The sequence below is a fragment of the Amycolatopsis sp. lyj-109 genome (assembly GCF_046548995.1).
Classification (GTDB): Bacteria; Actinomycetota; Actinomycetes; order Mycobacteriales; family Pseudonocardiaceae; genus Amycolatopsis.
Genome location: NZ_JAJPWR010000006.1, coordinates 252,566 through 276,155, shown reverse-complemented (window position 1 = coordinate 276,155; position 23,590 = coordinate 252,566). Strand labels below are relative to the sequence as shown.

Sequence of the window (23,590 nt, the reverse complement as noted above, 5' to 3'; positions counted from 1 at the left end):
CTACACCGGCGCCAGGCCGGCGGTGCGGGCCAGGGTGAGCGCTTCCGCGCGCCCCCTGGCCCCCAGTTTCACGCTGATCACGGAGACGCGATTGCGCACCGTCTTGGGCGCGATCCCGAGGCGGCGCGCGATCACCGCGTCGGCGACGCCGCCCGCGGCCAGCGCCAGGATCTCGCGGTCCCGCGGGCTGAGGTCCGGCAGCGGTGCGGGGGACAGCAGCAGCCGGGGAATCCGGTCCGCGAGGCCGTCGCCGAACACGATCGCGCCGGCCGCGACGTTGCGGATCGCGTGCGCGACATCGGCCGGTCCGGTGTGTGCGGGCAGGTAGCCGCGCACCCCGGCACGCAGGGCGCCGGTGATCGCGACGTCGTCGTCCGGCGCGGTGAAGACCAGGACCGGCACTCCGGCGCGGGCCGCCACGTCCGCGCCCAGGGCGAGGTCCAGCACCAGGACGTCCGGACGGTGGCGGCGCACGGCCTCGATCGCTTCGGGGCCGGTGCGCGCCTCGGCCACCACCGTGATTCCGGTGGTGGCCGCGCGCACGGCCGGCGGATGGGCGCCGGCCAGGACCACGGTGGTGGTCACCCGCTGACCGGGACGGGCGGGCCCTGCCAGACGTTCTCACGGCTGATCCGGCCGTCGCGGAACTCGCAGACGTGCAGCAGCCGGAAGGTCACCCGCTGCCCGGCCGGCGCGCCCGGGAACCCTTCGCCGGTCAGGCAGGTGACCTGGCATTCGTCGACGAGGAAGTCGTCGCCGTACAGCCGCGAGACGGGCTCGATCTTCTCGTCGAGCATCGCGGTGAACAGGAACTTGTAGCGGTCGCGGATCGCTTCGGGGTCCCGCAGCTTCTCCACGGGGAACCCGACCGCGTCGTGCACGACGTCGTCGCTGAGCGTCGCGAGGATCGCGTCGAGGTCGTGCGCCGCTTCGGCCGCGAAGTGCGCGCCGAGGATTTTGTCCATTTCTTCCGGTGTCATCAGTCTCCCCCTCCTAGGATGATGCTATCGTCATGAGAAAGCTCTCTCATGTCAAGGAGATTTTCCCACGATGAGCCGCGACAACCAGAAACAGCGCACCCGCACCGCGCTGCTCGAAGCCGCGGCCGGCATGGTCAAGGACGGGCGTCCGCTGACGGTGGCGGAGGTGGCCGAGGCCGCGATGGTGTCCACCGCGACGGCCTACCGGTACTTCCCGAGCCCCCAGTCGCTCTGGGCCGGGCTGGCCGAGCGGTCGGGGCAGCACATCCACGTCGGCGAGCTGCTGGCGGAGACCGGGGACGACCCGGTGGCGCGGATGGACGCGGTGATCCGCTACATCGCCGAACTGCAGTTCGGCGACGAGCCGTCCTGGCGCGGCCTGGTCCGCGCCAACCTCGACCGCTGGTTCTCCCAGGGTGGCGGCTCGGCGGAGTCACCGGTGCGCGGGGAGACGCGCATCCGCATGACGCGGCAGGTCCTCGAGCCGCTCGAAGGCGTGCTGCCGCCCGAGGTGCACCGCCGGCTGACGATGGCCCTGATGCTCGTCTACGGCGTCGAGTCGCTGATCGTCACCCGGGACGCGTGTCACCTGGACCCGGACGAGGCCACGGAGGTGATGCGCTGGGCCGCCCAGGCGCTGATCCGGGCGGCCGAGAGGGAGCGCGGGTAGCGCTAGGAGGCGTCGAGCAGCCGGGCCGTCGACTTCAGCACCGCGTCCCGCAGCGAGCCCACGTCCGGCACCGCCGCGCCGTTGGCCTGCAGTCCGATGTGGACCGAATCCCGGTACGTCGCGACCGCGATGCCCACCGCGTGGCGCGGGGCCAGCGGCACGAACGGGTAGACCTCCGCCAGCCGGGCGCCGTCGAGCGAGAGGCGGGCCGGGGGCACCGGGACCGTCGTGATCACCAGGTCGAACAGCATCGGCGCGGCGCGGCCCGCCGTGCGCGTGCCCAGGCGGTGCAGCAACGGCGGGACGCGGTCGGCGAGCAGCGGCAGCGCGCCGGCGCCGCGGCTCGGGCCCGCCGCCTTGTTGCGGGTCATCGACCGGCGGACCACCCGCAGCCGCTCGACCGGGTCGTCCTCGCCGACCGGCAGGTCGCACAGGTACCCCGAAAGCTTGTTGCCGCCCAGCTGCGCGCCGGCCCGGCCGCGCACACTCACCGGGATCAGCGCGCGCAGCGTGCGGCCGTCGGCCCGCTGCCCGCGGTTCACCAGCCACTCGCGCAGCGCCCCCGACAGCACCGCCAGGACGACGTCGTTGGTCGTCCCGCCGTGCGCGCGGCGTACCCGGCGCAGCTCGGCCAGCGGCAGTCGGACGAACCCGAGGCGCCGCTCGGCCGACGGCGGTGCCGACACCGGCGAGAGGGGCGGGCGCGCGGCCCGCACGAGCGACGACGCGATCCCGGCGGTCTCGTTCGCCTGGCCCCACACCGTGCCCAGCGCGTCCTTGACCGTGTCCAAAGTGGAGCGCGGGGCGGGGATGCGGGGGGTCGGCGCGGAGCTGGGTTCCGGCAGCTTGACGCCGTCGAGCAGCCCGGCCGCGACCGCGTACGCGCCGGCACCGTCGGTCAGCGCGTGGTGCAGTTTCAGCAGCAGCGCGAACTTCCCGTCCGGCAGGCCGGTGACCAGGGTGAGGTCCCACAGCGGCCGGCTCGTGTCGAGCGGCTCGGCGATCCAGCGCGACGCATATGCGGCGAGGGGGTCCGGCTCGTACAGGGAACTCAACACCACGTGGTGAATGTGGTCGGCCGCAACAAATTCCGGGTCGTCGCTCCAGCTGGCCGAGCCCGGCGGGAACAGTTCCGTGCGTGCCCGCTGGCGCAGCTTCGGCAGCCGGGCGGCCCGCTGCGCGAGCAACGCCGTCAACGCGGCCGGTTCGACCGGGCCGCGGGCGGTGAAGGTGACCACCGCTCCCATGTGCATCGGACTGGTTTCGCTTTCCAGGCAAAGAAAAGCGACGTCGAGTGCGCTGAGCGGCGAGCCTGTCATGGGCGACCTTTCCGGGTTCGCGGGGGGCGCACGGCCACGTGCGTCGGAAGGGAAGGAACCCACTGCACCAGCCCGACATGACGGCCGGGTGGTCGAAGTGTTTCCACGACGCTAACTACCCACCCCGTTCATCCATTCGAGATACCCCGGGCCGCGGTGCCCGGGCTCACAGATCAAGAACGGGATTCTTCTCCTGGCGCAGGCCGGGGTTCTTCCGCCCGGTCGACCGGCGTCCCCCAATCGGGGGTGAACGCGACCTGCTTGCCGACGCGGCGCACCGGCAGGCCGTTCACCTGCCGCCGGCCGAGTCCCGGCCAGATTTCCGCGGCGTCCTTCGCCGCGGAGCGGATCGCGCCGCCGTCGAGCGTCGTGCGGGTCTCCGGGATCTCCCGGTCCGTCCACTGCACGACCAGCTTCAGCGGGCCGGCCGAGGGGAGCGGCCAGAGGAACACGTCGTGCTCGACGGCGAACCGCGTGCCGCCGACCGGCTGGGCCCGCAGCACCGGGGCCTCCGGTTCGGACGCGGACGGCACCGAGATCGTCTCGGAGCTCGCCCGGCTGCCGTCGGCGTAGAGCACGCCGATCAGCAGCCCGTTGTAGTCGGGCTTGCGCCGGTGGTCGATCAGCCCCTCGGCGGGGTCGTCGACCAGGCTGTCGCGCGAGAACACCGTGATGCGCAGGGTCAGCGCCTCCGGCCACACCTCGATGGCCCGCAGGGCGACCACCGTGCGTTCGGAGCGGCCCAGCGGCTGCGCCCACGGCAGCACGGCCGGGACGATGTGCTCGCGCGGAGGGTCGGTCCAGTGCCGTCCGTTGAACGCGTAGAGCTCCTGTTCCGGGACGGGGAACAGGGGACGCTCGCGCGGACCGCCGGTGAAGAAGCTGCTCATCGGGCGGCCCGCGACACGCTGTCCGGCACCATGCGCCCACGGTAGGACAACCGCCCGGGAATTTCCGCCCCCGATCGGGCGTACGGCCCTTGCTTCCCGTGATCCGGGACACAAAGGCCGTACGCTCAGAGTGACGGTTCAGTCGCTCAGCTTCAGCTCGCCGTTCTTCCGCGCGGCTTCGTCGAGCTCCTTCTCGGCCGGCTTGCCCATGGCGTCCATGAGCTGCCGGGCCAGGCCGAGGCCGGTCCCGCCGAGCGAGAGGGCCTTGGCGAACATGTCGGACATGCCGTCGGCGCCGTTGAGCACGACCATGTGGTCGATGTTGCCGAACGCGCTCGCGCCGGCTTCGACGATCTCCGGCCAGCGCTCGGCCAGCTGCTGCGCGACGACGGCTTCCTGGTTCTCCGCCAGCGCCGCGGCGCGCGCCTTGATCGCGTCCGCCTCGGCGAGCCCCTTCGCCCGGGCCGACTCGGCTTCGGCGAGGCCACGCGCCTTCGCGGCTTCCGCCTCCGCCAGGCCGCGGGCCTTGGCCGCGGCGGCCTCGGCCTCACCGGTCGCCCGGGTCGCGCCCGCCATCGCCTCGGCGCGGGCCTTCGTGGCCTGGGCCTCGGCCTCGGCGGCCGTCTTCACCCGGGTCGCGTCCGCCGCGGCCCGCAGCTCGGTCTCCCGCGCTTCGGCCTGGGCCTTGGCGATGGAAGCGTCACGGGCGGCGTCGGCCGTCGTACGCGTGTCGTAGGCCTTCGCGTCGGCCGGCTTGCGGACCTGCGACTGCAGCCGCTGTTCGGCCAGCGCGGCCTCCAGCTCGGCGGCGCGCGTCTCCTGGACGACGACCTCCTGGCGCGCGGTCGCCTCGGCCAGCGGACCGGATTGGGACGCCTTCGCCCGCGCCTGGTCCACCTCGGCCTGGTAGCCGGCCTGCTGGATCTGGCTTTCGCGGACGGCGGCGGCCTTCTTCGCGGCGGAGACCTGCTCGACCTCGGCGGCCTCCTGGTCGCGCTGGGCCTCGGCGATCCGGGCCGACGCGGCGATCGCGGCGGCGTGCGGCTTGCCGAGGTTGTTGATGTAGCCGGACTCGTCGTCGATCTCCTGGATCTGCAGCGAGTCGACGATCAGCCCCAGCTTGATCATCTCGGTGGCCGAGGACTGGCGCACCTCGCCGGTGAGCGCGTCCCGGTTGTGGATCATCTCCTCGATGGTCAGCCCGCCCACGATCGAGCGCAGGTGCCCGCTGAAGAGCTCGTGGATCGTGTCGTTCATGCCCTTCTGCTGGTCGAGGAACCGGCGGGCGGCGTTGGCGATCGAAGCGAAGTCGTCCCCGACCTTGTAGATGACGACGGCCCGCACGGTGACCGGCAGCCCCTGCTTGGTCACGCAGGAGACCTGCAGGTTGACGCCGCGGGTGTCGAGCGACAGCCGCCGGGCGGTCTGGAACCCGGGGATGACGTTCACCCCGCGGCCGGTGATGATCTTGAAGCCCAGGCTGTCCGCGGTGTCCGCGCGGTCGACGCGGACCCCCAGCCCGGAGATGATCAGCGCTTCGTTCGGCTCGGCGACCTTGTACAGCAGCCGCAGGACCCCGAAGACCACGATCAGCACGACGATGAGCCCGCCCGCCGCGGACAGCAGGATTTCCACGAGACTCATGGCACCGACCCCCTCGCTTTTCTGTTGTAGGTGCGTTGGTGCCTCTACGACGCCGTCAGCGGGTCAGCGGTTGCCACCGCTCGACATAAACCGTCCGAGGGGGTTCGAAGTCGACCACGAGCACCTGGGTGCCGGAGGTGAAGCTCTCGTCCGGGTCGGCCGGGTAGGCGTAGAACGCCTCCGTGCCGCCCCGGACGTTCAGGAGCACCTCGCCGATGAGGCCGGGGCCGATCGTGCCCGTCACCCGGCCCCGGCTGCCGATCATCCCCCGAAGCCCTTCAGCTTGACCTTGGAGTTCTTCGCCACGAACGTGCCCGGCGCCGGGTCCTGCTGGAAGACGAAGTCGAACCCGCCGCCGTTGCCGCGTCCCCGGCCGCCGTCGCGGTCGGCCTTCAGGCCCGCCTGCTCCAGGATCTTCTGGGCGTCGTCGAACGAGCGGAACCGGACGTCCGGCACCTGCACGGCGTTGTTGACGAACACGCCGATCCGCTTGGCCTTGGCCGGCGAGTTCGCCGGCGGGTCGGTCCGGGTGACCGCGCCGGCCGGGACGTCCTGCTTGAACTCCTCGCCCGCCTGGAACGGCTCGAACCCGGCCTGCTGCAGCAGCTTGAACGCGTCGTCCTTGGACTGGCCGGTCACGTCCGGGACCGGCGGCAACGGGATCGGGCCCTTCGACACGATGATCGTGACCTGGCCGCCGATGGTCAGCTGGCTGCCTGCCGACGGCGTCGTGCGGATGACCGCACCCTGCGGGACGTCGGCGTCGAAGTCGTCGCTGCCGCGGACCGGGGTCAGCTGCGCCGCCTTGATCGCCTGCTCGGCGTCCGGGAGCGCGGTGCCCGGCCGGATGTCCGGCACCTGCGGGCGGCCCTTGGACAGCACCACCGAGACCGTCGCGTTGGGCGACAGCGTCGTGCCTTCGGCCGGGTCGGCGCGCAGCACGGTGTTCGACGGCGCCGTGTTGTCGAACTCCTGGCTGAACTGCGGGTTCAGCTTCACCGCCCGCAGCGCGTCACCGGCCGCGGCCTGGTTCAGCCCGACCAGCTTCGGCACCCGCGAGGTCTTGTCGCCGCCGGTGTCGGTGAGGATGAACGCGAACGCCCCGATCAGCCCGCCGAGCAGCAGCACCGCGGCCGCGATCACCAGGATCCGCTTGCGGTTGTCCCGCGGCGGCTTCTCCGGCTCGGGCCGGCTCCGCCGCCGCGGCGGCGCCGGGGCCACGGGCGGCACCTGCGCGGTCATCGGGGGAGCGCCGTGGCTCAGCGCGCGCGTCGCGTTCGGGCGGTGCACCGGCATCGTCTTCTCGGTGTCCGGCACCAGCGGGATCCGCGGCAGCGTGCGCTCGGTGTCGGCGAGGTCGCCCTGGCCGTGGGACACCGGGATCGGCACGGTCACCGGCAGCAGCCCCAGCTGGGCGCGCACCGCGGTCAGCTCGGTGAGGAACTCCCCGGCGTCGGCCGGCCGCAGCCGCGGGTCCCGCCGCGTCGCCCGGACGACCAGGTCGTCGAGCGCCGGCGGCAGGTCCGGGCGCAGCTCGCTCGGCCGCGGCACGTCGTCGTTCACGTGCCGGTAGGCCACCGAAATGGCCGTGTCCCCGATGTAGGGGACCCGGCCGGTCAGCATTTCGTAGAGCAGGATCCCGGCCGAGTAGACGTCGCCGCGCGAAGACGCCGCGCCGGTCTCGACCTGCTCGGGGGCGAGGTAGGCGACCGTGCCGAGGATGACGCTCGAACTGGTCGTGCCCGCGCTCGCCACGGCCCGCACCAGGCCGAAGTCGGCGACCTTCACCGCCCCGCCGGTGTGCTGCCCGACCCGGCCGATCAGCACGTTCTCCGGTTTCACGTCCCGGTGCACCAGCCCGGCCAGGTGCGCGGCGGCCAGCGCCGACAGCACGGGCTCGGCGACGCTCAGCGCCACCGCGACGTCCAGCGGGCCCTCGTCGTCCAGCAGGTCGCGCAGCGTCCCGCCGTCGACCAGCTCCATCACCAGGAACGCCAGCCCCGACTCCGCGCCGGTCGGCAGGTCGAAGCCCTGGTCGTGCACCGCCACGACGTGCGGGTGGTGCAGCTGCGCCGCGGACTGCGCCTCGCGGACGAACCGGTCCACGAACGACCGATCGTCGGCGAAGCGCGGATCCATGATCTTGATCGCGACCGGACGGTCCAGCCGGGTGTCCGTCCCCCGATAGACGGAAGACATTCCGCCGTGGGCGAGCAGCCGGTCCACCCGGTAGCGCCGCTCCAGGAGCGTGCCGACCAGGCTGGGTTGGGTGCGTGTCACGAGTATGGATCGTACGGAACCGTGCACGCCTCGTGGAGGAGACCTCGCGGGTCACCCGTGCGCACTAGCGGGTGCGGGGACGGAATGTGGCACAGTGTCACCTGTGAGTGGGATTCCTGTCGCCGAAGACATCCTCGACACCGCCATCGCGGTCCTCCCGTTGCAGGAGGTGGCGGACGTCCTCGGGACGTCGAGCAACAAGGTCCGGCAGATGCTGCGCGACGGGCAGCTGATCGCGGTGCGGCGCCGCGGCGAACTGTGCGTGCCCAGCGACTTCTTCGTCAAGGACGGCGTCGTCAAGGGTTTGACGGGCACGATCACCGTGCTCGCCGACTCCGGGTTCAGCCGGACCGAGATGCTGCGGTGGCTGTTCACCACGGACGACACGCTGCCCGGGAACACGCCGATCAACGCCCTGCGGACCAGCCACGGCACCGAGGTCAAGCGGCGTGCGCAGGCCATGGCGTTCTGACCTGCAGCTCTTTCGGGGGTCCGGGTGGCGGAGCCCCGGCCCGGGGCGAAGTCCCGGATGCCACTGCGCAGATACCTGACTGAGGCGGCGACCTGGACACCCGCCGCGGTGAGCAGGCACGCCGGGAGCGACCACGCCGCCATCGGGCCGGCCAGCGCTGCCCCCGCGGCCAGCCCGGTGATCTTCACGCTCGCCGCCGTGGTGAACACCTGCGCCCGCACGTGCTCCGGCGCCTCGCGGTGGCGGATCGCGAACACCGCCGTGAGCTGCGGACCTTCGGCGAATCCGGCCAGCACGGCCGCGACGACGAGCGGCGTGACGTCGTGCGCCGCGGCGGCGAGGACGCCGCTCGCCGCGAGGAGCAGCGTGCTCAGCCACACCGTCCGGTCCGGGGCCCACGGCAGCGGCTTCTTCGCGAAGACGGCGTTGGCCAGCAGTGACGCCACCGCCAGGACGGTCAGCAGCAGCGCGCCGTCCGCCGGGCCGCGCAGGTGCGCCGCACCCAGCAGCGGGTAACACACGGTGACCATCCCGATCCCCATGCAGGAGATGGTCGAGGCGACGGTCGCCCGCCGCAGCGGCGCGTTGCGGACCAGGACCCGGAAGCCGAGACGTCCCGGGCGGGCTGTGCGCGGCACCGACGTGCGGGAAGCCGTTCGCGCACACCGGCGGCGGCAGTCCTCGCCGCTACTGCTCGCCCCGGTGCGCGACGCGCGAACGCGTCGCTGCCCACCGCGCCCAAAAGCCGTGAAGGCCACCTTCAGAAACTTGTAGTTCCTCAAGGTGGCCTTCACGAACAACGAGCTCAGCCCTGGGTCTTGTCGCGCCAGGCGATCCAGGACTTCAGCGCGTCGAGGTCGTAGTCCGGGCCGCCCACGCCGACGGTGAACGTCGTGACGCCCAGCTCCAGGAGCTTCGGGCCCAGCTCGTCCGGCTCGCCCTGGACGCCGCACGAACGCTCGATCTCGGCCGGGTCGCGGCCGACGTCCGCGCAGTGCTGGTCGAGGATCTTGACCTTGCGGGCGACGACCTCCGGGTCGCCGAAGCCGTGCCAGATGTCGCCGTGCTTGGCGACCAGCTTCAGTGTCTTTTTTTCCCCACCGCCGCCGATCAGCACCGGGATCTTGCGGGTCGGCGCCGGGTTCAGCTTGCCCAGGCGCGACTCGATGCGGGGGAGCGACTCCGCGAGGTCGTCGAGCCGGCCGCCGGCGGTGCCGAACTCGTAGCCGTACTCGTCGTAGTCCTTCTCGAACCAGCCGGAGCCGATGCCGAGGATCAGCCGGCCGCCGGAGATGTGGTCCACCGTGCGGGCCATGTCGGCGAGCAGTTCGGGGTTGCGGTAGCTGTTGCAGGTGACGAGCGCGCCGATCTCCACCCGGGACGTCGACTCCGCCCACGCGCCGAGCATCGTCCAGCACTCGAAGTGCATGCCATCGGGCTCGCCGTACAGCGGGTAGAAGTGGTCCCAGTTGAAGACGATGTCGGCGCCGAGGTCTTCGGCGGCCGACGCGGTGCGCCGGATGGTGTCGTAGTCGGCGTGCTGCGGCTGGAGCTGCAGGCCGATCCGGATGCGTCGTTCGGTCATGAACGCAGCCTACGACCGCCGCGGAGCGTCTCGCGCGCCCAGACCGCGGCCAAGGGTGGTAGCGCGACTACCAGCCTCCGCGACTTCGGCACGACCGCCCGCCGCGTCAGGATGTCGTAGTCCAGGGCGACGATCTCGTCCAGAATGCCCTCGTACAGCGTCAATGCCGTCCGCACGCACGACCGCGATTCGGGACGCAGCAACGCCACCCCCGCCGCGGCCCGCCGGTACACCGCCCGCGTCCGCGCGACGAAGTACGCCAGTGCCGCCCGGATCCGCGGGTCGGGCCGCCTCGCCTCGAGCAACGCGCGCGAGACGCCGAAGGCCGCCAGCTCGTCGAGCGGCAGGTAGAGCCGTCCGCGGTCGAGGTCCTCGCCGACGTCACGCAGGAAGTTCGTCAGCTGGAACGCCTCGCCCAGCGCGATCGCGCCCGGCTCGGCGTCGGCGAGCGGCCCGACCGTGCCGAACACCGGCAGCATCTGCAGCCCGATCACCGCGGCCGAGCCCCCCGGCGGCCAACTCACCAACCGGAACGACCAATTCACCCGCGGGAACGGCCAACTCACCCACACCGCCGGCGAGTTGGCCGTTCCGGTGCGTGAATTGGCCGTTCCGGGCGGCGAGTTGGCCCTACTGACAACGTAGGTCGGCAATGACCGTTCGCCAGAACCCTAAGTACCACTCACGAGAGCCGCGGCAGACACGAAATCGGCCATCCGCGCGAATCCGTGCAGCGTGTGCCCGGGCCCGGGCCGGCAGCCGCGTCGAGTTCGTTCACCGGCCGGTGACCCTTTCCGCCGCCAGTCGTCCGGAGATGAGCACCGGCGGGATGCCGACGCCCGGGGTGGTGCCGCAGCCGGCCAGCACGACGTTGCCCGCCGCGCGGACCAGGTTCGCCGGCCGGAACGGGCCCGTCTGGGTGAACGTGTGCGCCAGGGAGAACGGCGTCCCGGCGGTGAGCCCGCGCGCCGCCCAGTCCGCCGGGGTGATCGTCTCGTCGACGGTGAACCCGCCGCCGAAGCCGGTCAGCCCGCGCGTCTCCAGCGTGCGAAGCAGCTCTTCGCGGTACGGCCCGCGGACGCGGTCCCAGTCGATCGGGCCGCGGCGCAGGTTCGGGGCGGGCGCGAGCACCGAGACGATCTCGCCGCCGCGCCCGGCCAGCCCCGGGTCGGTCGCCGTCGGCCTCGTGACCAGCAGCGACGGGTCGCTCATGAGCTTGCCCTCGCGGATGATCTCGGCGAACGTCCGCTCCCAGGCACCGCCGAAGAAGATCGTGTGGTGGCCGAGGTCCCACTTTTCGGTGGTCCGCCCGTGCAGGACCACGGCGGACGGCGAGTAGCGCAGCGGCACGGGTCGTTTCGGCCGTGCCCCGAGGAGCCGGTAGGCCGTGCCCAGCTCGGTGGCCAGCACGACGGCGTCGCAGGCGATCCGCTCGCCTGAGCGCGTCCGGACCGCGCGCACCCGCGAATGCACCCGCTCGAGCCACGCGGCTTCGGTGCCGAACCGCACGTCGGCGCCCGCTCGCGCGGCGGCCCCGGTCATCGCCCGGCCGATTTCGCCCATCCCGCCTTCGGGGTAGAAGACGCCGCCGACGGTGTCCATGTAGGCGATAACGCCGTACGCGCCGATCGCGCGAGCCGGGTCGAGACCGGCGTACAGCGCCTGGAAGGTGAAGAGCCGCCGGACGCGCTCGTCGAGCAGGTAACGGCCGACGCGCGGGCCGAGCCGCCCGAAGCCGCCCAGCGCGGCGAGCTTCGCCAGCTCGGGGCGGGCCAGGTCGAGCGGCGAATCGAAGTTCGCCGCCAGGAAGCGGTCCTTCTGCGCGGCGTACAGCTCGGTCAGCCAGCGCCGCAGCGCCCGGTAGCCCGCCGCCTCGCGGGCGCCGGCGAAGGCGCGGATTTCGGCCTCCATCGCGTCGCCGTCGGTGTGCAGGGAGAGGGAGCTGCCGTCGGCGAACCGCGCCCGGTACGCCGGGTCGAGCCGGGTCAGGCGCAGGTTCTTGGCCAGGGGCTCGCCGACCGCGGCGAACGCGTCTTCGAGCAGCTCCGGCATGGTGAGCACGCTCGCGCCGGTGTCCACGGCGTTGCCGTCGAAGTGCCGCTGCCCGGCCCGGCCGCCCGGGACGTCCGCCTGTTCCAGCAGCGTGACCTGCCGTCCCGCGCCGAGCAGGTGCAGGGTCGCCGAAAGCCCGGCCAGTCCCGCGCCGATGACGACGACGTGGTCGGCCGGCCGGTCGATCGTCCGCACGTCAGTACGTCCGCTGGGTGGCCTTGACGACCAGGCCGGTCAGCGCGGCGGGCGCCGGCTCGGCCAGGTGGGCGCGCTCCAGCGCGGCCATCGCCGCCGTCGTCAGCTCGTCGATCCGGCGCTCGACCGCGTCGACCGCGCCGACCTGCTGCAACGCCATCCGGACGGTCTCGACGCCCTCGTCGGACAGGTCCGCGTCGCCGATCGCGTCGGCGATCACCGTGGCCGCGGCCTGCTCACCCTTCTCCGCGGCGAGCTGCAGGCCGAGCGCGACGAGCAGCGTGCGCTTGCCCTCGCGCAGGTCGTCGCCGGCGGGCTTGCCGGTGACCGACGGGTCGCCGAAGACGCCGAGCAGGTCGTCGCGCAGCTGGAACGCCACGCCGACCTCGCCGCCGAACTCCAGCAGCGTGCCGATCAGTTCCGGGGAGGCGCCGCCGAGCGCGGCGCCCAGGTGCAGCGGCCGCTGCACGGTGTAGGCGGCGGTCTTGAGCCGGTCGATCTTGAGCGCGGCCTCGACGGAGGCGTCCCCGGTGGCCTGCGTGCGGACGTCGAGGTACTGCCCGGCGAGCACTTCGGTGCGCATCGCGCGCCAGGCCGGGCGGGCCGCGGCGAGCGTTTCGGCGGGCAGGGCTGCGTCGGCGAACATGTCGTCGGCCCAGGCCAGTGCCAGGTCGCCGACCAGGACCGCGGTGGCCAGGCCGAACGTCGTCGGGGAGCCGAGCCAGCCGCGGTCGGCGTGCAGCTTCGCGCCGGCGATGTGCACGGTCGGGTTGCCGCGGCGGGAGTCGGAGGAGTCGATGAGGTCGTCGTGGATCAGCGCGCACGCCTGGATCAGCTCCAGGCTGGACACCGCCTGCAGCACGCCCTCGGCGTCCGGGCCGGCCGGGTCGCCGCCCGCACCGCGCCAGCCCCACCAGGCGAAGGTCGGGCGCAAGCGTTTGCCGCCGCCCAGCACGAACCCGCGCAGCGCGTCGATCCCGGCGGCCACGGTGGGCTCGGTTTCGAGGATCGCGGTGCCCGCCCGCTCGAGGAATCCGGCCAGCGCGCGCTCGACGTGGGCGGGCAGGTCACGGTCGGCGGCGGGCGCGTTCATGCCCGTAATACTCGCCGAACGCACGGGGGTGGGGGCCGCCGGGGCACCCGGATGTGGTGAATCAGACTCCCGCGGTGGCGGTCCAGAACGGCCCGGTGAGGCCCGCTTCGGCGAAGTAGGCGACGGCGTCGTGCGGTTCGCGCCGCCGGTAGCCGCGCTCCAGTCGGCCCGCGTACCAGCCGCGCGCGAGCCGCCAGAGGGTGACCAGGTCGAGCACGGAACCCTTGGCCTGCCCGGTTTCCGTCAGCCAGGCGTCCACACAGGACTCGCAACAGAAGAGACGCTGGTTTCCGCACGTGTGCAGCACGTCGTCCCACATCCGCGCGGCGGGCACCAGGAAGTGCGCCACCTGGCTGCCTTCGGGCGGCACGTGCCGGTTCACGACCAGCGCGTGCGGCTGCCCGCACCCGGGGCAGCGGGTCGCCACGAGCACCTCCGGCTCGGTGTCGACCAGGTGCGGGATGGCGAAGGAGTCCCACGCGCAGCCGCCCCACCACAGCGTGTGCGCGCCCATCACGGAGAAGCCGAGCGACTTCGCGGCGAAGGGGTGGGCCAGGACGACGTGCTCCCACTCGTCGAGCACCAGGTGGTGAGCGCCGGCGAGCCGGTGCAGGGCCTGCTTGGCGACGGCCAGCGAGCCACCCGCGGCGTCGGCCAGCTCGGGCGCGCTCGGGGCGCGGCCGTGGCGGGCGAAGGCGCGGTACACCGCGAGGCGCACGTCCTCGTCCCAGCTGGCGTCGTCGGCCCTCATCGCTCACTCCTGTATCGAGTCTAGAGCCGGGACCCCTAACATTCGAGGTATGACGTCGGTGATCGAGCGGTTGCGCGGAGACGGGCCGAAGTTCTCCATCGAGTTCTTCCCACCCCGGGACACGGCGGACGAGGCCGTCCTCTGGAAGGCGATCCGGGAGCTCGAGCCGTTCGACCCGGCCTACATGTCGATCACCTACGGCGCCGGCGGCTCCAGCCGCGACGGCACGATCCGCAGCATCGCCCGCGTGGCGACCGAGACGACGCTGGTGCCGATGGCGCACCTGACCGCGGTCAACCACTCCGTCGCCGAGCTGCGCAACGTGATCGGCTGGTACGCCTCGGTCGGCGTCCGCAACATCCTCGCGCTGCGCGGCGACCCGCCGGGCGACGTCTACGGCGACTGGATCCCGCACCCGGAGGGCCTCCAGTACGCCGAAGAGCTGGTCCAGCTGGTGCGCGAGCTGGGCGATTTCTGCATCGGCGTGTCGGCGTACACCTACGGCCACCCGCGCTCGGCCGACCTGGAGTCGGACACGAAGTACCTGGTCCGCAAGCTGCGGGCGGGTGCGGACTTCGCGATCGCGCAGCTGTTCCACGACGCCGAGGACTTCCTGCGCCTGCGCGACCGGGTCGCCGCGACCGGCTGCGACGTGCCGGTGCTGCCCGGCGTGATGCCGCTGACGACCTGGCGGACGCTGCAGACGACGATCAAGCTGTCCGGCGCGCCGGCCCCCCGCAAGCTCCTGGACCGGCTCGAACCGCTGGCCGAGGACCCCAAGGCGTTCCGCGCGGCGGGCATCGACGTCACCACCGAGCTGTGCGAGAAACTGATCGCCGAGGGCGTGCCGAACCTGCACTTCTACACGTTCAACCGCTCGAAGGCGACGCGCGAGGTGATCGCCCGGCTCGGGCTCGTCCCGGCCCGTGCTTAAGTACGTACCGCCCGGTACGGCACGCCCGGTAGCGTGCGACGCATGGCTTCTACTGCTTCCGAAGGCGTGCACGAAATCTGTGACCGCTACGTCGACGACTACGCGGCCGCCGACCCGGTCGCGGCGACCGCACACGGCATCGCCGGGCACGACGACCGGCTGACCGACTACTCGGCGGACGGGTACGCCGAGCGCGCCGGGCTCGCCGCGCGGGCGCACGCCGCCGTCACCGCCGCCGAGCCGCGCGACGCCGCCGAGCGCGCCGCCAAGGCCGTGTTCTGCGAGCGCGTCGGCCTGGAGCTGGAGATCCACGAGGCCGGGCTGGACGTGGCGAGCCTGAACGTCATCTCCAGCCCGGTGCAGGAACTGCGGATGGCGTTCGACCTGATGCCGGTGGAGACCGAGCAGGACTGGGCGGTCGTCTCGGCCCGGATCGCCGAGGTCCCGCAGGCGCTGGCGAACATCCGCAGCGGCCTGCTCTCGGCGGCGGACGCCGGGCACGTGGCGGCGCTGCGGCAGGTTGCGAAGGTGGCGGAGCAGTGCGAGACGTGGGCGGGCCTGAAGGAGGAGACGGGTTTCTTCACCGAACTCGCCGGCGGCGCGTCTTCGCAGGCTTCGGCGGTGCAGGCCGACCTCGGGCACCGCGTGCGGGCCGCGGAGGAGGCGTTCGCGGAGTTCGCCGGCTTCCTGCGGGCCGAGCTGGCGCCGAAGGCCCCGGTCAAGGACGCCGTCGGCGAGGACGTCTACCGCCTGTGGTCCCGTTACTTCGTCGGCGCGGCGCTGGACCTGCGCGAGGCGTACGAGTGGGGCTGGGCGGAGTTCGCCCGCATCGAGGCCGAGATGCGCGCGGTGGCGAACCGCATCAAGCCGGGCGCTTCGCCTGCCGAGGCGGCGGCCGTGTTGGACGCGGACCCGCGCTACCGCGTCCAGGGGCGTGCGGAGTTCGAGGCGTGGATGCAGCGCCTGTCCGACGACGCTCTGGAGTCGCTGCGCGGCAAGCACTTCGAGATTTCCGACCGGGTGATGGCCCTGGAGTGCAAGATCGCCCCACCGGGCGGCGGAGTGGGCGCGTACTACACGGGCCCGAGCGAGGACTTCGCCCGACCGGGCCGCATGTGGTGGTCCCTGCCCGCCGGCCGCGACGAGTTCGTCACCTGGCGCGAGACGAGCACGGTCTACCACGAGGGAGCGCCGGGCCACCACCTCCAGATCGCGACGGCGGTGGACCAGTCGGACGGGCTGAACAAGTACCAGCGGCTGCTGGCGTTCACGTCGGGCCACGCGGAGGGCTGGGCCCTGTACGCGGAGCGCCTGATGGAGGACCTGGGCTACCTGTCGGACGACGGCGACCTGCTGGGGATGCTGTCGGAGCAGCTGTTCCGCGCGGCCCGCGTGGTGGTGGACCTGGGCATGCACCTGGAGCTGGCGATCCCGGCCGGAACGGGCTTTCACGAGGGCTCGCGGTGGACGCCGGAGCTGGGCCTGGAGTTCATGCTCACCCGCACGATCACGGACCAGGCCCACATCCGCGACGAGGTCGATCGCTACCTGGGCTGGCCGGGCCAGGCGCCGGCGTACAAGATCGGCGAGCGCCTGTGGCTGGCGGCCCGGTCGGAAGCCCGGACCCGCGCCGGGGCGTCGTGGGACATCAAGCGGTTCCACGTCGAGGCGCTGAAGATGGGCGGGATGGGGCTGGACACGCTGCGGGAGCAGCTGTCCCACCTGGACTGAGGGTTCGGGGGGTGGGGCCACCGGAAAACCGGTGGCCCCGCTTCGCGCGTTCCGGTTAGGTTCCGTTCGTGCGCCGGATTCTCTTCGTCACCCCACCGCCTCGCGGCTGAGCGGGGTGGTCCCTCGCCGCGTGGCCGTCCCGGCCCGCGGCTGACTTGTGGTGCGCACCGCCCCGCGTTCGTCGAACTCCCTTTTCTTTCGACGCAGACGCAGGAGCGTTCATGTCCCTCGCCCTACCCACGCGCGCCCGCTCGTCGGCCGCGCTCGTTCTCGCCGGTGTCCTCTGGGGCACCGGCGGCCTCGCCGGCTCGCTGCTCGCCCGGCGAACCGGCCTCCACCCGCTCGCCGTCGCCGACTACCGGCTGCTCGTCGGCGGTGGGGTCGCCACCTTCTTCGTCCTCCTGACCGGCGGCACCCTTCCGCGCACCGCGGACGCCGCCCGGCGCATCCTCGCCGTCGGCGGTCTCTTCGCGCTCTTCCAGGCGAGCTACTTCGCCGCCGTCGCGCTCAGCTCGGTCAGCGTCGCCACCATGACCACGATCGGCGCCGCGCCCGTCATCGTCACCCTCGCGTCGGTGCGGAAACTCCGTCGCTGGACGCTGGTCTCCGTGGCGGGCACCCTCGCCGGCCTGGTGCTGCTCCAGTGGTCACCGAGCGAAGCGTTCTCGTTCGGCGGCCTCGGCTTCGCGCTGCTCGCGGCGGCCGGCTTCGCGACCCTCACCCTGGTCACGGCGAAGCCGGTCGAAGGACTGGACCCGCTGTCGACGACGGCGTTCGGCTGCCTCACCGGCGGCCTGCTGCTCCTCCCGGTCGCGAGCTGGTCCGGCATGGCGATCCCGCTGCATGCGGATGTGCTCGCGATCGTCTGCTACCTCGGCGCGGTTCCGACAGCGCTTGCGTACGCCGCGTACCTGCGTGGCCTGGCCGACGCGCACCCCGTGCTCGGCTCGCTGTCGGCGGTCCTGGAGCCGCTGACGGCCGCGGTGCTGTCCGCCGCCCTGCTCGGTGAACGGCTGGGCCTCACGGCCTGGTGCGGCGCCGCCGTGCTGGTCGCGGCGCTGGCCGTCGGCTACTGGCGACCCGAGCCGCGCTGAGGACCGCTGCCCCTCGGCTCAGCGCGGGTCGAGGGGCAGCGCCCGCCCCAGGATCGCGAACGGCCGCGGGTCGCCGGCGAAGTGGTAGTCGCGCAGGACGTCGACGAAACCGGTGCGGCGGTAGAGCTTCCACGCCCGGCTCGTGCCCTCGGGTGTGGACAGCAGCACGTTCGCGCTCGGGACGCCTTCGAGGAGGCTGCGCAGCAGGTCCTCGCCGATCTGGTGGCCCTGGTTCTCCGGCCGGACGTGGATCTCGGTCAGCTCGAAGTAGTCCGACAGCCAGCGGTCGGCCTCGGCGGCGCCGGCCCGGCGGCTCAGGCCGTGGCGCACCTGCTCGTGCCACCACTGCCCGGCCCGGCCGCGGTAGCCGTAGGCCACGCCGAGCAGGACGTCGTCGGCGTCGAGCGCGGCCATGCAGCGCCAGCCCTCGCGCAGCGCGTGGGTGAGCCACATCGGCGCCCGCTGCTCCGCGGTGCCCGCCGGGTACCGCATCGCCCGGACGTAGATGTCGAGCGCTTCGGGCAGGCGGGCGCGGAACTCGTCCGACGAGAGCTGGACGTACCGGGAGCAGCCGGCGGGCATCGCGGTCACGGCTGTCCATCTTCCTCCGCGCCGGAGAGCGCGCCCGGGGTGCCCCCGGTCAACGCCACCAGCCCGGCGAAGGTCGTCGGGAACACGGCCTTCGGGTGCCCGGCGGCGGCCCACACGACGTCGTGGTCCCGCAGCGCGGTGTCGACCAGGGTGGGCAGCGGCTCGGGGTGCCCGACGGGGGCGACGCCGCCGATCGGCTGCCCGGTGTGCGCCCGCACGAAGCCAGCATCGGCCTTGCCGATTTCGCCGCCGGTTTCGCCGCCGGCCAGCCGGGCGAGCGTGCCCGGATCGGCGCGGTGAGCGCCCGAGGTCAGCGCGAGGAGCGCTTTTTTGTCGGACCCCAGGCGGAAGATGAGGCTGTTGGCGATGGCCCCGACGGGCACGCCGAGTGCCTCGGCCGCCTGAGCGGCGGTCCGGACCTCGGCGGGCAGGACACGGATGCCCTCGGCGGCGGCGTGCTGCCCGGCTTCGGCCAGCGCGGCCGCCACCTTGGCGACGGCGGGGTGCTCCAGCGAACTCATGAACCTATGAGATCACGCCACCGACCTGGTGTCCCGCACCACGTCCGGGGATCGGTCCCCGGGGTTGAGCGCACACCCGGTCGGGGGTTACCCTGGAAATTGTTCGAACAGGCGTTCGACATTCGGTGAGTGTGCACCGCTCAGGTGCCGGCTCACCCGCGCAGGAGGAGGGTCGCCATGTCCGTCAAGGTCGTGTCCCCCACGGATCCCGGGCAGCCGGAGCTGCCCATGTCGCTGCGCCCGCAGCCGGCCCCGGCCCCGGCCGCCCCCCAGCGCGGGCGGTCCCGCCAGTGCTTGACGCCCGGAGCGGACCCCCGGCAGCGCCCCTCGGCCGCGGCGGTGGACTCCCGGCAGCCGCAGCTGCCGATCTCCCTGTGCCCTTCGGCTTCGGCTTCGGCGGAATCCGGGTCGGCCGAGTTGCTGCCGTCGTCGTCGGTTGCTGCGGAGGCGGGGCAGTCCGAGCTGCCGCTTTCCGTCCCGGCGATCCCGGAGCAGGCCCGGCCGGTGAGTGCCGGGCGCCCCGAGCTGCCCACGGGTGCGGGTTCCGAGCAGCTCGAGCTACCGGCTGCGCAGTCTCACCAGCCGACAGCACCGTCTCCCACCACCCGACCGGCGGCTGCGGGCTCGGGTCGGTCTGGGGCGGGCGTTGCTGTGGGGTCGCGGGAGGGTCAGTCCGCGGGTGCCGACCTTGGCAGGCCTGAGCCGGCCACTCCGGCGGACTCGGCGCACGCCCGGCCGCTGGCTGCGGGCTCGGGTCGGTCTGGGGCGGCTGTTGCTGTGGGGGCGAGGGAGGCTCAGTCCGCGGGTGCCGGCTCCGGTCGGCTTGAGCCGGCCACTCCGGCGGACTCGGCGCAGACCCGGCCGATGGCTGCCCGGCCGTCAGTCGGTGCCGGCTCCCGGCCGTCCGGCCCGCCGCTGCCCGAGGTCTCGGCGAGCACCGACGCGCCGCCCGGGCTGCCCGCATCGCTCCGCCCGCCCGGCGCCGACTCCGACCAGTCGCAGCTCCCCATGTCCCTGCGTCCTCCCGCTTCGCCGGCCGCCGCCGGGTTGCTGGCCCAGGCCCGGCGCGGGCTCGCCGAGGCCGCGCAGGAGACCCGGCCCGCCGAACGCTTCATCGGCGCCTACCTCGCCGCCCTGCGGGGCGCCGCCGCCGTGCTCGCCGCCCGGGGACGGCCGCACCGGGGGCGGGCTCGGCCCGCCAGCACCTGGGTGCTGCTCGACTCCGTCGCTCCTGAGCTGCAGGAGTGGTCCGCCTTCTTCGCCAGCAACTCGGCCACCCGCGCCGCCGCGCAGGCCGGGATCACCGGGAAGGTCACCGCCGAGTCCGCCGCCGGGCTGGTGGGGGCCGCCACGCCGTTCCTCGAGCTCGTCCGCCGTCTTGTGCACGGCCTGCCGATCACCGGGGAAGCCCATGTCGCGTGAGCACGGCCCGGTCGACCAGGGGCGGTTGCTCACGGCGTTGGGAATCGAAGGCAGGCTGCTGGCCGAAGCGGTGCACGCGGCGCCGACCGAAGCGCCGGTGCCCGCCTGCCCCGGCTGGTCGCTCGGCGAGGTCGCCCGGCACGTCGGGAGCCTCTACCGGATGATCCGGCGCCGGCTGACCGACGGCCGGAGCCCCGACGACTGGCCGCGCGATCCCGAGCCGGGCCAGAGCCTGCAGGAGTTCCTGGAGGCAGGCCTCACCGAACTGCTCGACGAGCTCGCCGCGCACGACCCGGAGGACCGCGCCGACACCTGGTGGCCGGCGGACCGGACCTACGGGTTCTGGCGCCGCCGGATGCTGCACGAGACGGTCGTCCACCGGGTGGACGTCGAGCAGGCGGCGGGCGCCGAGCCGCGCGGCGTGCCCGAAGACGTCGCGATCGACGGCATCGATGAGGTGCTCACCCTGTGGTTCGGGCAGAAGCTCCCGATGCTCGGCCTGACCGGCACGAAGGCGGGCTCGGTCGGCGTCCGCGCCGGCGCGCACAGCTGGATCGCCCGGGCCGGACCCGCCACCACGGAGGCCTGGCGCTGCTCGGCCGAAGAGGCCGAGGCCGCGGACGACGTCGTCACGGCCAAGCCCGCGCAGATCTACCTGTGGCTCTGGGGCCGCGCGTCCCTGACCTCGGTGACCGTGCGCGGCGTGCACGACCAGGCGGCCCAGCTCTGGGCCCTGCTGCGGCTCGCGACCCGATGACCCGGCCGGTGGGGAAGCCGAACCGGAATTGTCGGAGGTGGCGGTTAGCCTGCGGCGCATGACCACGCGCCTGGTGAACCTGGTGATCGACGCGGCGCGGCCGGAAGCTCTGGCGGGCTTCTGGGCCGCGCTGCTCGGCTGGCACGTCGCCGTCGAGGAGTCCGGCGAGATCGACGTCCGCGCTCCGGAAAGCGACGGCTGGGACCTGGACCTCGTCTTCGTGCCGGTCCCCGAACCCAAGGAGGTCAAGAACCGCATCCACCTGGATCTGGCGAGCACGACACCGGCCCACCAGGCCGAGCTGGTGGCGCGCGCCCTGGAGCTGGGCGGCCGCCGAGTCGACCTCGGGCAGGGCGACGTGCCCTGGGTGGTGCTCGCGGATCCGGAAGGCAACGAGTTCTGCGTCCTCGAACCCCGCGAGCGGTACGCGGACACCGGCGCGGTGGCGTCGATCCTCGTGGATGCGCACGACCCGGAGCACTTGGCAGGCTTCTGGGCGCGGATCACCGGCCGGCCGATCCAGGCCCGCGAAGGCGACGCCTTGGTGGGGCTGCGCGCGCCGTCCGGCCGGGGGCCGTGGCTCGAGTTCCTGCGCAACGACGACGTCAAGCGGGTCAAGAACCGCGTGCACCTGGACGTCGCGCCCCCGGCGGAGGCCGATCACGCCGCGGCGGTGACGGAGGTCGTCGCGGCCGGTGCGGCGCCGGCGGACCTGGGCGGTCCGGCGCTGCCGTGGCGGGTGCTGACCGATCCGGAGGGCAACGAGTTCTGCGTGCTCACCCCGCGCTGACCTGCCTGCGCGTCGATTTCCCCGGGTGCCTCCGGGGCACGCGCGTTCCGGTCGCGCCGGTGGCCGAGCCGGGGTCCTGGCCGAGTGTTTCGGCGGCGTTGCCAAGGCGCGTCGAACGCTGACCTGCGCGAAACACCGGCGTCCTGGGGAGGCAACAACCCCGGGGGACCGTGGGGGCATGGAGACCTCCAGAGCGTTGCCCCAGCCGGGCCGGACGGCCGCCGTCGAGGAGCCGGCGGCGCCGTCGGCGTGGCGGGTGCGGATCCGGATGCACGACCACCCGGGCACCCTCGCCCGCATCGCCATCCGGCTCGCCGACCTCGAGTGCAACATCCTCGGCCTGTCCGTGCTGCCGGTGCCCGGCGGAGTGCTCGACGAGATCGTGCTGCGCCCGGCGACCGGCCTGCCCCGGCGGCACCTGGTCGACGCCATCCGCGCCGAGGGCTGCGAGTGCACGGCGATCATCGACGCGGACGTCCACGAGCTCGTCGACCCGTCGGCGTCGACGCTGCTCGCGGCCCGCCGCGCGATCGACGACCCGGCCCGCCTTGCCGAAGTGCTGAAGGACGTGCTGGCCGCGGACGTCGTCACGCTCGTCCCCGCCGCCGAGGCGAACCCGGCGCGCACGGAGAGCGGGCACCGGGCGGTCTTCGCGCTGGCCGACGGCGGCACGCTGGTGGCGCGCCGCCAGTGGGCGCCGTTCGTGCAACTGGAGTTGACGCGCGCCGAGGCCCTGGTGACGCTGCTCGCGGCGGCCGCCCGGAACGCGGCGGGCCCGGTGGTCCTCGACCGCCCGGACGGCGCGGCGATCGTCCTGCGCAAGGGTGTCCCCGGCGACGCCGACGCGGTGGCCGAACTGCACCGCCGCTGCTCGATGGCGACGCTGTTCCGCCGCTACCACACGGGCGTGCGGACGGTCCCGCGCCGCCGCCTCCACCGGCTGCTGGTGCCTCCGCGCGGCACGAGCGTGCTCGCCGTCTTCGGCCGCGAGGTGATCGGCCTGGCCCAGCTCATCCCGATGCTCACGGGCGGCGCCGAGATCTCCCTCCTGGTGGAGGACGATTGGCAGCGGCAGGGAATCGGCACGGCCCTCCTGGCGCGGCTCGCGGTACTGGCGGAGGCCCAGGGCATCACGGAGCTGTCCGCGGACTGCCTGGCCGGCGACGACATCCTGCCCCGAACGGCGGCCCGAGCCGGCCTGCGCACGGAACGGTGCATCGAGGACGGCGCCCGGTTGAGGCTGTTCCTGCCGGCGTGAGCTTCAGCGCTTCCAGAACCAGTCTTTGTCGCGCGCTTCACGCAGGGCGGACTTCTTGCGCTCGGCGGTGAGCCGGTCGAGGTAGAGAATGCCGTCGAGGTGGTCGGTCTCGTGCTGCAGGCATTGAGCCAGCACCTCTTCGCCTTCGACCTCGATCGGCTCGTTGTGGACGTCGACACCGCGAACCTTGGCGTGCTTGGCGCGCCGGGTGGGGAACCACAGTTCCGGCACCGACAGGCAGCCCTCGTGGATCTCGTGCGTCTCTTCGGACAGTTCGACGATCTCGGGATTGACGACATACCCGGTCAGCCCGGCGACGTCATAGCTGAAAACGCGAAGCCCCACCCCGATCTGCGGCGCGGCCAGCCCGGCCCGCCCGGCGGGTTTGACGGAGTCGACCAGGTCCCGCACGAGCGCCTCGAGCTTCTCGTCGAACACGGTGACCGGATCGCAGACGGACTTGAGGATCGGGTCCCCGAAATAGCGCAGTTCGCGCATCGCCATGAGCAGAACATCCTTCGTGCGTGTCGGACTGGCAGCTTAGGCCAGCCGGAAAAGCGG

At 73.1% G+C, this 23,590-nt stretch carries 25 protein-coding genes and 2 pseudogenes; 11 read left to right on the top strand and 16 right to left on the bottom strand.

The window, feature by feature from the left end; genetic code table 11:
* Together ACLJQF_RS15730 and ACLJQF_RS15725 are read right to left on the bottom strand one after the other, a co-directional pair.
* Positions 1–585 carry a LuxR C-terminal-related transcriptional regulator gene (locus tag ACLJQF_RS15730; protein ID WP_410609362.1) on the bottom strand — a complete coding sequence of 195 codons (585 nt, stop codon included), beginning with the start codon at positions 583–585 and terminating at the stop codon, positions 1–3.
* Entirely contained in the window at positions 582–980 is a 399-nt protein-coding gene (locus ACLJQF_RS15725; protein WP_410609361.1) for a nuclear transport factor 2 family protein, read from the bottom strand. The genes ACLJQF_RS15730 and ACLJQF_RS15725 overlap by 4 nt, the downstream gene beginning before the upstream one ends.
* Positions 981–1,050: 70 nt before the next feature.
* Between ACLJQF_RS15725 and ACLJQF_RS15720 the strand changes: the two genes are divergently transcribed.
* The gene (locus ACLJQF_RS15720; protein ID WP_410609359.1) at positions 1,051–1,650 is read left to right on the top strand and encodes a TetR/AcrR family transcriptional regulator; all 600 of its coding nucleotides are present in this window, start codon (positions 1,051–1,053) and stop codon (positions 1,648–1,650) included.
* A gap of 2 nt (positions 1,651–1,652) precedes the next feature.
* Here ACLJQF_RS15720 and ACLJQF_RS15715 read toward each other — a convergent pair whose 3' ends face one another.
* The 5 genes from ACLJQF_RS15715 to pknB all read right to left on the bottom strand — a co-directional run bounded on the left by ACLJQF_RS15715 (position 1,653) and on the right by pknB (position 7,783).
* On the bottom strand, positions 1,653–2,969 hold the full coding sequence (locus ACLJQF_RS15715) for a wax ester/triacylglycerol synthase family O-acyltransferase (protein WP_410609357.1): 1,317 nt from the start codon (positions 2,967–2,969) through the stop codon (positions 1,653–1,655).
* Between the two features lie 173 nt (positions 2,970–3,142).
* Positions 3,143–3,859 carry a hypothetical protein gene (locus ACLJQF_RS15710; protein WP_410609355.1) on the bottom strand — a complete coding sequence of 239 codons (717 nt, stop codon included), beginning with the start codon at positions 3,857–3,859 and terminating at the stop codon, positions 3,143–3,145.
* A gap of 138 nt (positions 3,860–3,997) precedes the next feature.
* Entirely contained in the window at positions 3,998–5,503 is a 1,506-nt protein-coding gene (locus tag ACLJQF_RS15705) for an SPFH domain-containing protein (RefSeq protein ID WP_410609354.1), read from the bottom strand.
* 55 nt (positions 5,504–5,558) lie between these two features.
* Entirely contained in the window at positions 5,559–5,768 is a 210-nt protein-coding gene (locus ACLJQF_RS15700; RefSeq protein WP_410609352.1) for a hypothetical protein, read from the bottom strand.
* Positions 5,765–7,783 (bottom strand): Stk1 family PASTA domain-containing Ser/Thr kinase, encoded by a 2,019-nt coding sequence (gene pknB / locus ACLJQF_RS15695; RefSeq protein ID WP_410609350.1) that lies wholly within the window; start codon positions 7,781–7,783, stop codon positions 5,765–5,767. The genes ACLJQF_RS15700 and pknB overlap by 4 nt, the downstream gene beginning before the upstream one ends.
* Positions 7,784–7,886: 103 nt before the next feature.
* On the opposite strand from pknB, the gene ACLJQF_RS15690 reads away from it, so the two are divergent.
* The 3 genes and pseudogenes from ACLJQF_RS15690 to ACLJQF_RS15680 form a co-directional block, all read left to right on the top strand.
* A complete protein-coding gene (locus ACLJQF_RS15690) occupies positions 7,887–8,255 on the top strand; it encodes an Rv2175c family DNA-binding protein (RefSeq protein ID WP_410609349.1) in 369 nt (122 codons plus the stop codon).
* 57 nt (positions 8,256–8,312) lie between these two features.
* Positions 8,313–8,771, top strand: coding sequence for a hypothetical protein (locus tag ACLJQF_RS15685; RefSeq protein WP_410609348.1), 459 nt, complete (start codon positions 8,313–8,315; stop codon positions 8,769–8,771).
* Positions 8,772–8,868: 97 nt separating this feature from the next.
* Positions 8,869–9,006: pseudogene (locus ACLJQF_RS15680) on the top strand (CGNR zinc finger domain-containing protein); the annotation flags it as partial.
* A 54-nt stretch (positions 9,007–9,060) separates the two neighbouring features.
* Here ACLJQF_RS15680 and ACLJQF_RS15675 read toward each other — a convergent pair.
* The 5 genes and pseudogenes from ACLJQF_RS15675 to merB all read right to left on the bottom strand — a co-directional run bounded on the left by ACLJQF_RS15675 (position 9,061) and on the right by merB (position 13,931).
* The gene (locus tag ACLJQF_RS15675) at positions 9,061–9,840 is read right to left on the bottom strand and encodes an LLM class F420-dependent oxidoreductase (RefSeq protein ID WP_410609346.1); all 780 of its coding nucleotides are present in this window, start codon (positions 9,838–9,840) and stop codon (positions 9,061–9,063) included.
* Positions 9,837–10,346, bottom strand: a pseudogene (locus ACLJQF_RS15670) (phytoene/squalene synthase family protein); the annotation flags it as partial. The pseudogene ACLJQF_RS15670 and the gene ACLJQF_RS15675, both read right to left, overlap by 4 nt.
* Positions 10,347–10,614: 268 nt before the next feature.
* A complete protein-coding gene (crtI, locus tag ACLJQF_RS15665; protein WP_410609345.1) occupies positions 10,615–12,087 on the bottom strand; it encodes a phytoene desaturase family protein in 1,473 nt (490 codons plus the stop codon).
* A gap of 1 nt (position 12,088) precedes the next feature.
* Positions 12,089–13,180, bottom strand: a complete 1,092-nt coding sequence (locus ACLJQF_RS15660) for a polyprenyl synthetase family protein (protein ID WP_410609343.1) — start codon at positions 13,178–13,180, stop codon at positions 12,089–12,091.
* Between the two features lie 61 nt (positions 13,181–13,241).
* Complete coding sequence (merB, locus tag ACLJQF_RS15655) at positions 13,242–13,931, bottom strand: organomercurial lyase (RefSeq protein ID WP_410609342.1); 690 nt, start codon at positions 13,929–13,931, stop codon at positions 13,242–13,244.
* Between the two features lie 49 nt (positions 13,932–13,980).
* Here merB and metF point away from each other — a divergent pair, with 49 nt between their 5' ends.
* The 3 genes from metF to ACLJQF_RS15640 all read left to right on the top strand — a co-directional run bounded on the left by metF (position 13,981) and on the right by ACLJQF_RS15640 (position 17,690).
* Positions 13,981–14,865 (top strand): methylenetetrahydrofolate reductase [NAD(P)H], encoded by an 885-nt coding sequence (metF, locus tag ACLJQF_RS15650; protein ID WP_410609341.1) that lies wholly within the window; start codon positions 13,981–13,983, stop codon positions 14,863–14,865.
* Between the two features lie 42 nt (positions 14,866–14,907).
* The gene (locus tag ACLJQF_RS15645) at positions 14,908–16,596 is read left to right on the top strand and encodes a DUF885 domain-containing protein (protein ID WP_410609340.1); all 1,689 of its coding nucleotides are present in this window, start codon (positions 14,908–14,910) and stop codon (positions 16,594–16,596) included.
* A 221-nt stretch (positions 16,597–16,817) separates the two neighbouring features.
* Entirely contained in the window at positions 16,818–17,690 is an 873-nt protein-coding gene (locus ACLJQF_RS15640; RefSeq protein ID WP_410609339.1) for a DMT family transporter, read from the top strand.
* An 18-nt stretch (positions 17,691–17,708) separates the two neighbouring features.
* On the opposite strand, the gene ACLJQF_RS15635 is transcribed toward ACLJQF_RS15640, so the two are convergent.
* From ACLJQF_RS15635 to ACLJQF_RS15625, 3 genes are all read right to left on the bottom strand, one after another.
* Entirely contained in the window at positions 17,709–18,281 is a 573-nt protein-coding gene (locus ACLJQF_RS15635) for a GNAT family N-acetyltransferase (RefSeq protein ID WP_410609337.1), read from the bottom strand.
* Positions 18,278–18,802, bottom strand: a complete 525-nt coding sequence (locus tag ACLJQF_RS15630; protein ID WP_410609336.1) for a YbaK/EbsC family protein — start codon at positions 18,800–18,802, stop codon at positions 18,278–18,280. The genes ACLJQF_RS15635 and ACLJQF_RS15630 overlap by 4 nt, the downstream gene beginning before the upstream one ends.
* 152 nt (positions 18,803–18,954) lie before the next feature.
* Positions 18,955–19,335, bottom strand: a complete 381-nt coding sequence (locus ACLJQF_RS15625) for a hypothetical protein (protein ID WP_410609335.1) — start codon at positions 19,333–19,335, stop codon at positions 18,955–18,957.
* 475 nt (positions 19,336–19,810) lie between these two features.
* On the opposite strand from ACLJQF_RS15625, the gene ACLJQF_RS15620 reads away from it, so the two are divergent.
* From ACLJQF_RS15620 to ACLJQF_RS15605, 4 genes are all read left to right on the top strand, one after another.
* The gene (locus ACLJQF_RS15620) at positions 19,811–20,224 is read left to right on the top strand and encodes an SAV_6107 family HEPN domain-containing protein (RefSeq protein WP_410609682.1); all 414 of its coding nucleotides are present in this window, start codon (positions 19,811–19,813) and stop codon (positions 20,222–20,224) included.
* Positions 20,214–20,981 (top strand): maleylpyruvate isomerase family mycothiol-dependent enzyme, encoded by a 768-nt coding sequence (locus ACLJQF_RS15615; protein ID WP_410609333.1) that lies wholly within the window; start codon positions 20,214–20,216, stop codon positions 20,979–20,981. Before ACLJQF_RS15620 ends, ACLJQF_RS15615 begins: the two co-directional genes overlap by 11 nt.
* Positions 20,982–21,039: 58 nt before the next feature.
* Positions 21,040–21,771, top strand: coding sequence for a VOC family protein (locus ACLJQF_RS15610; protein ID WP_410609332.1), 732 nt, complete (start codon positions 21,040–21,042; stop codon positions 21,769–21,771).
* A 196-nt stretch (positions 21,772–21,967) separates the two neighbouring features.
* Positions 21,968–23,029: a GNAT family N-acetyltransferase gene (locus tag ACLJQF_RS15605; RefSeq protein WP_410609681.1), complete on the top strand. Its 1,062-nt coding sequence runs from the start codon at positions 21,968–21,970 to the stop codon at positions 23,027–23,029.
* Between the two features lie 3 nt (positions 23,030–23,032).
* Here ACLJQF_RS15605 and def read toward each other — a convergent pair whose 3' ends face one another.
* Positions 23,033–23,533 (bottom strand): peptide deformylase, encoded by a 501-nt coding sequence (gene def, locus ACLJQF_RS15600; RefSeq protein WP_410609330.1) that lies wholly within the window; start codon positions 23,531–23,533, stop codon positions 23,033–23,035.
* Positions 23,534–23,590 lie beyond the last annotated feature (57 nt).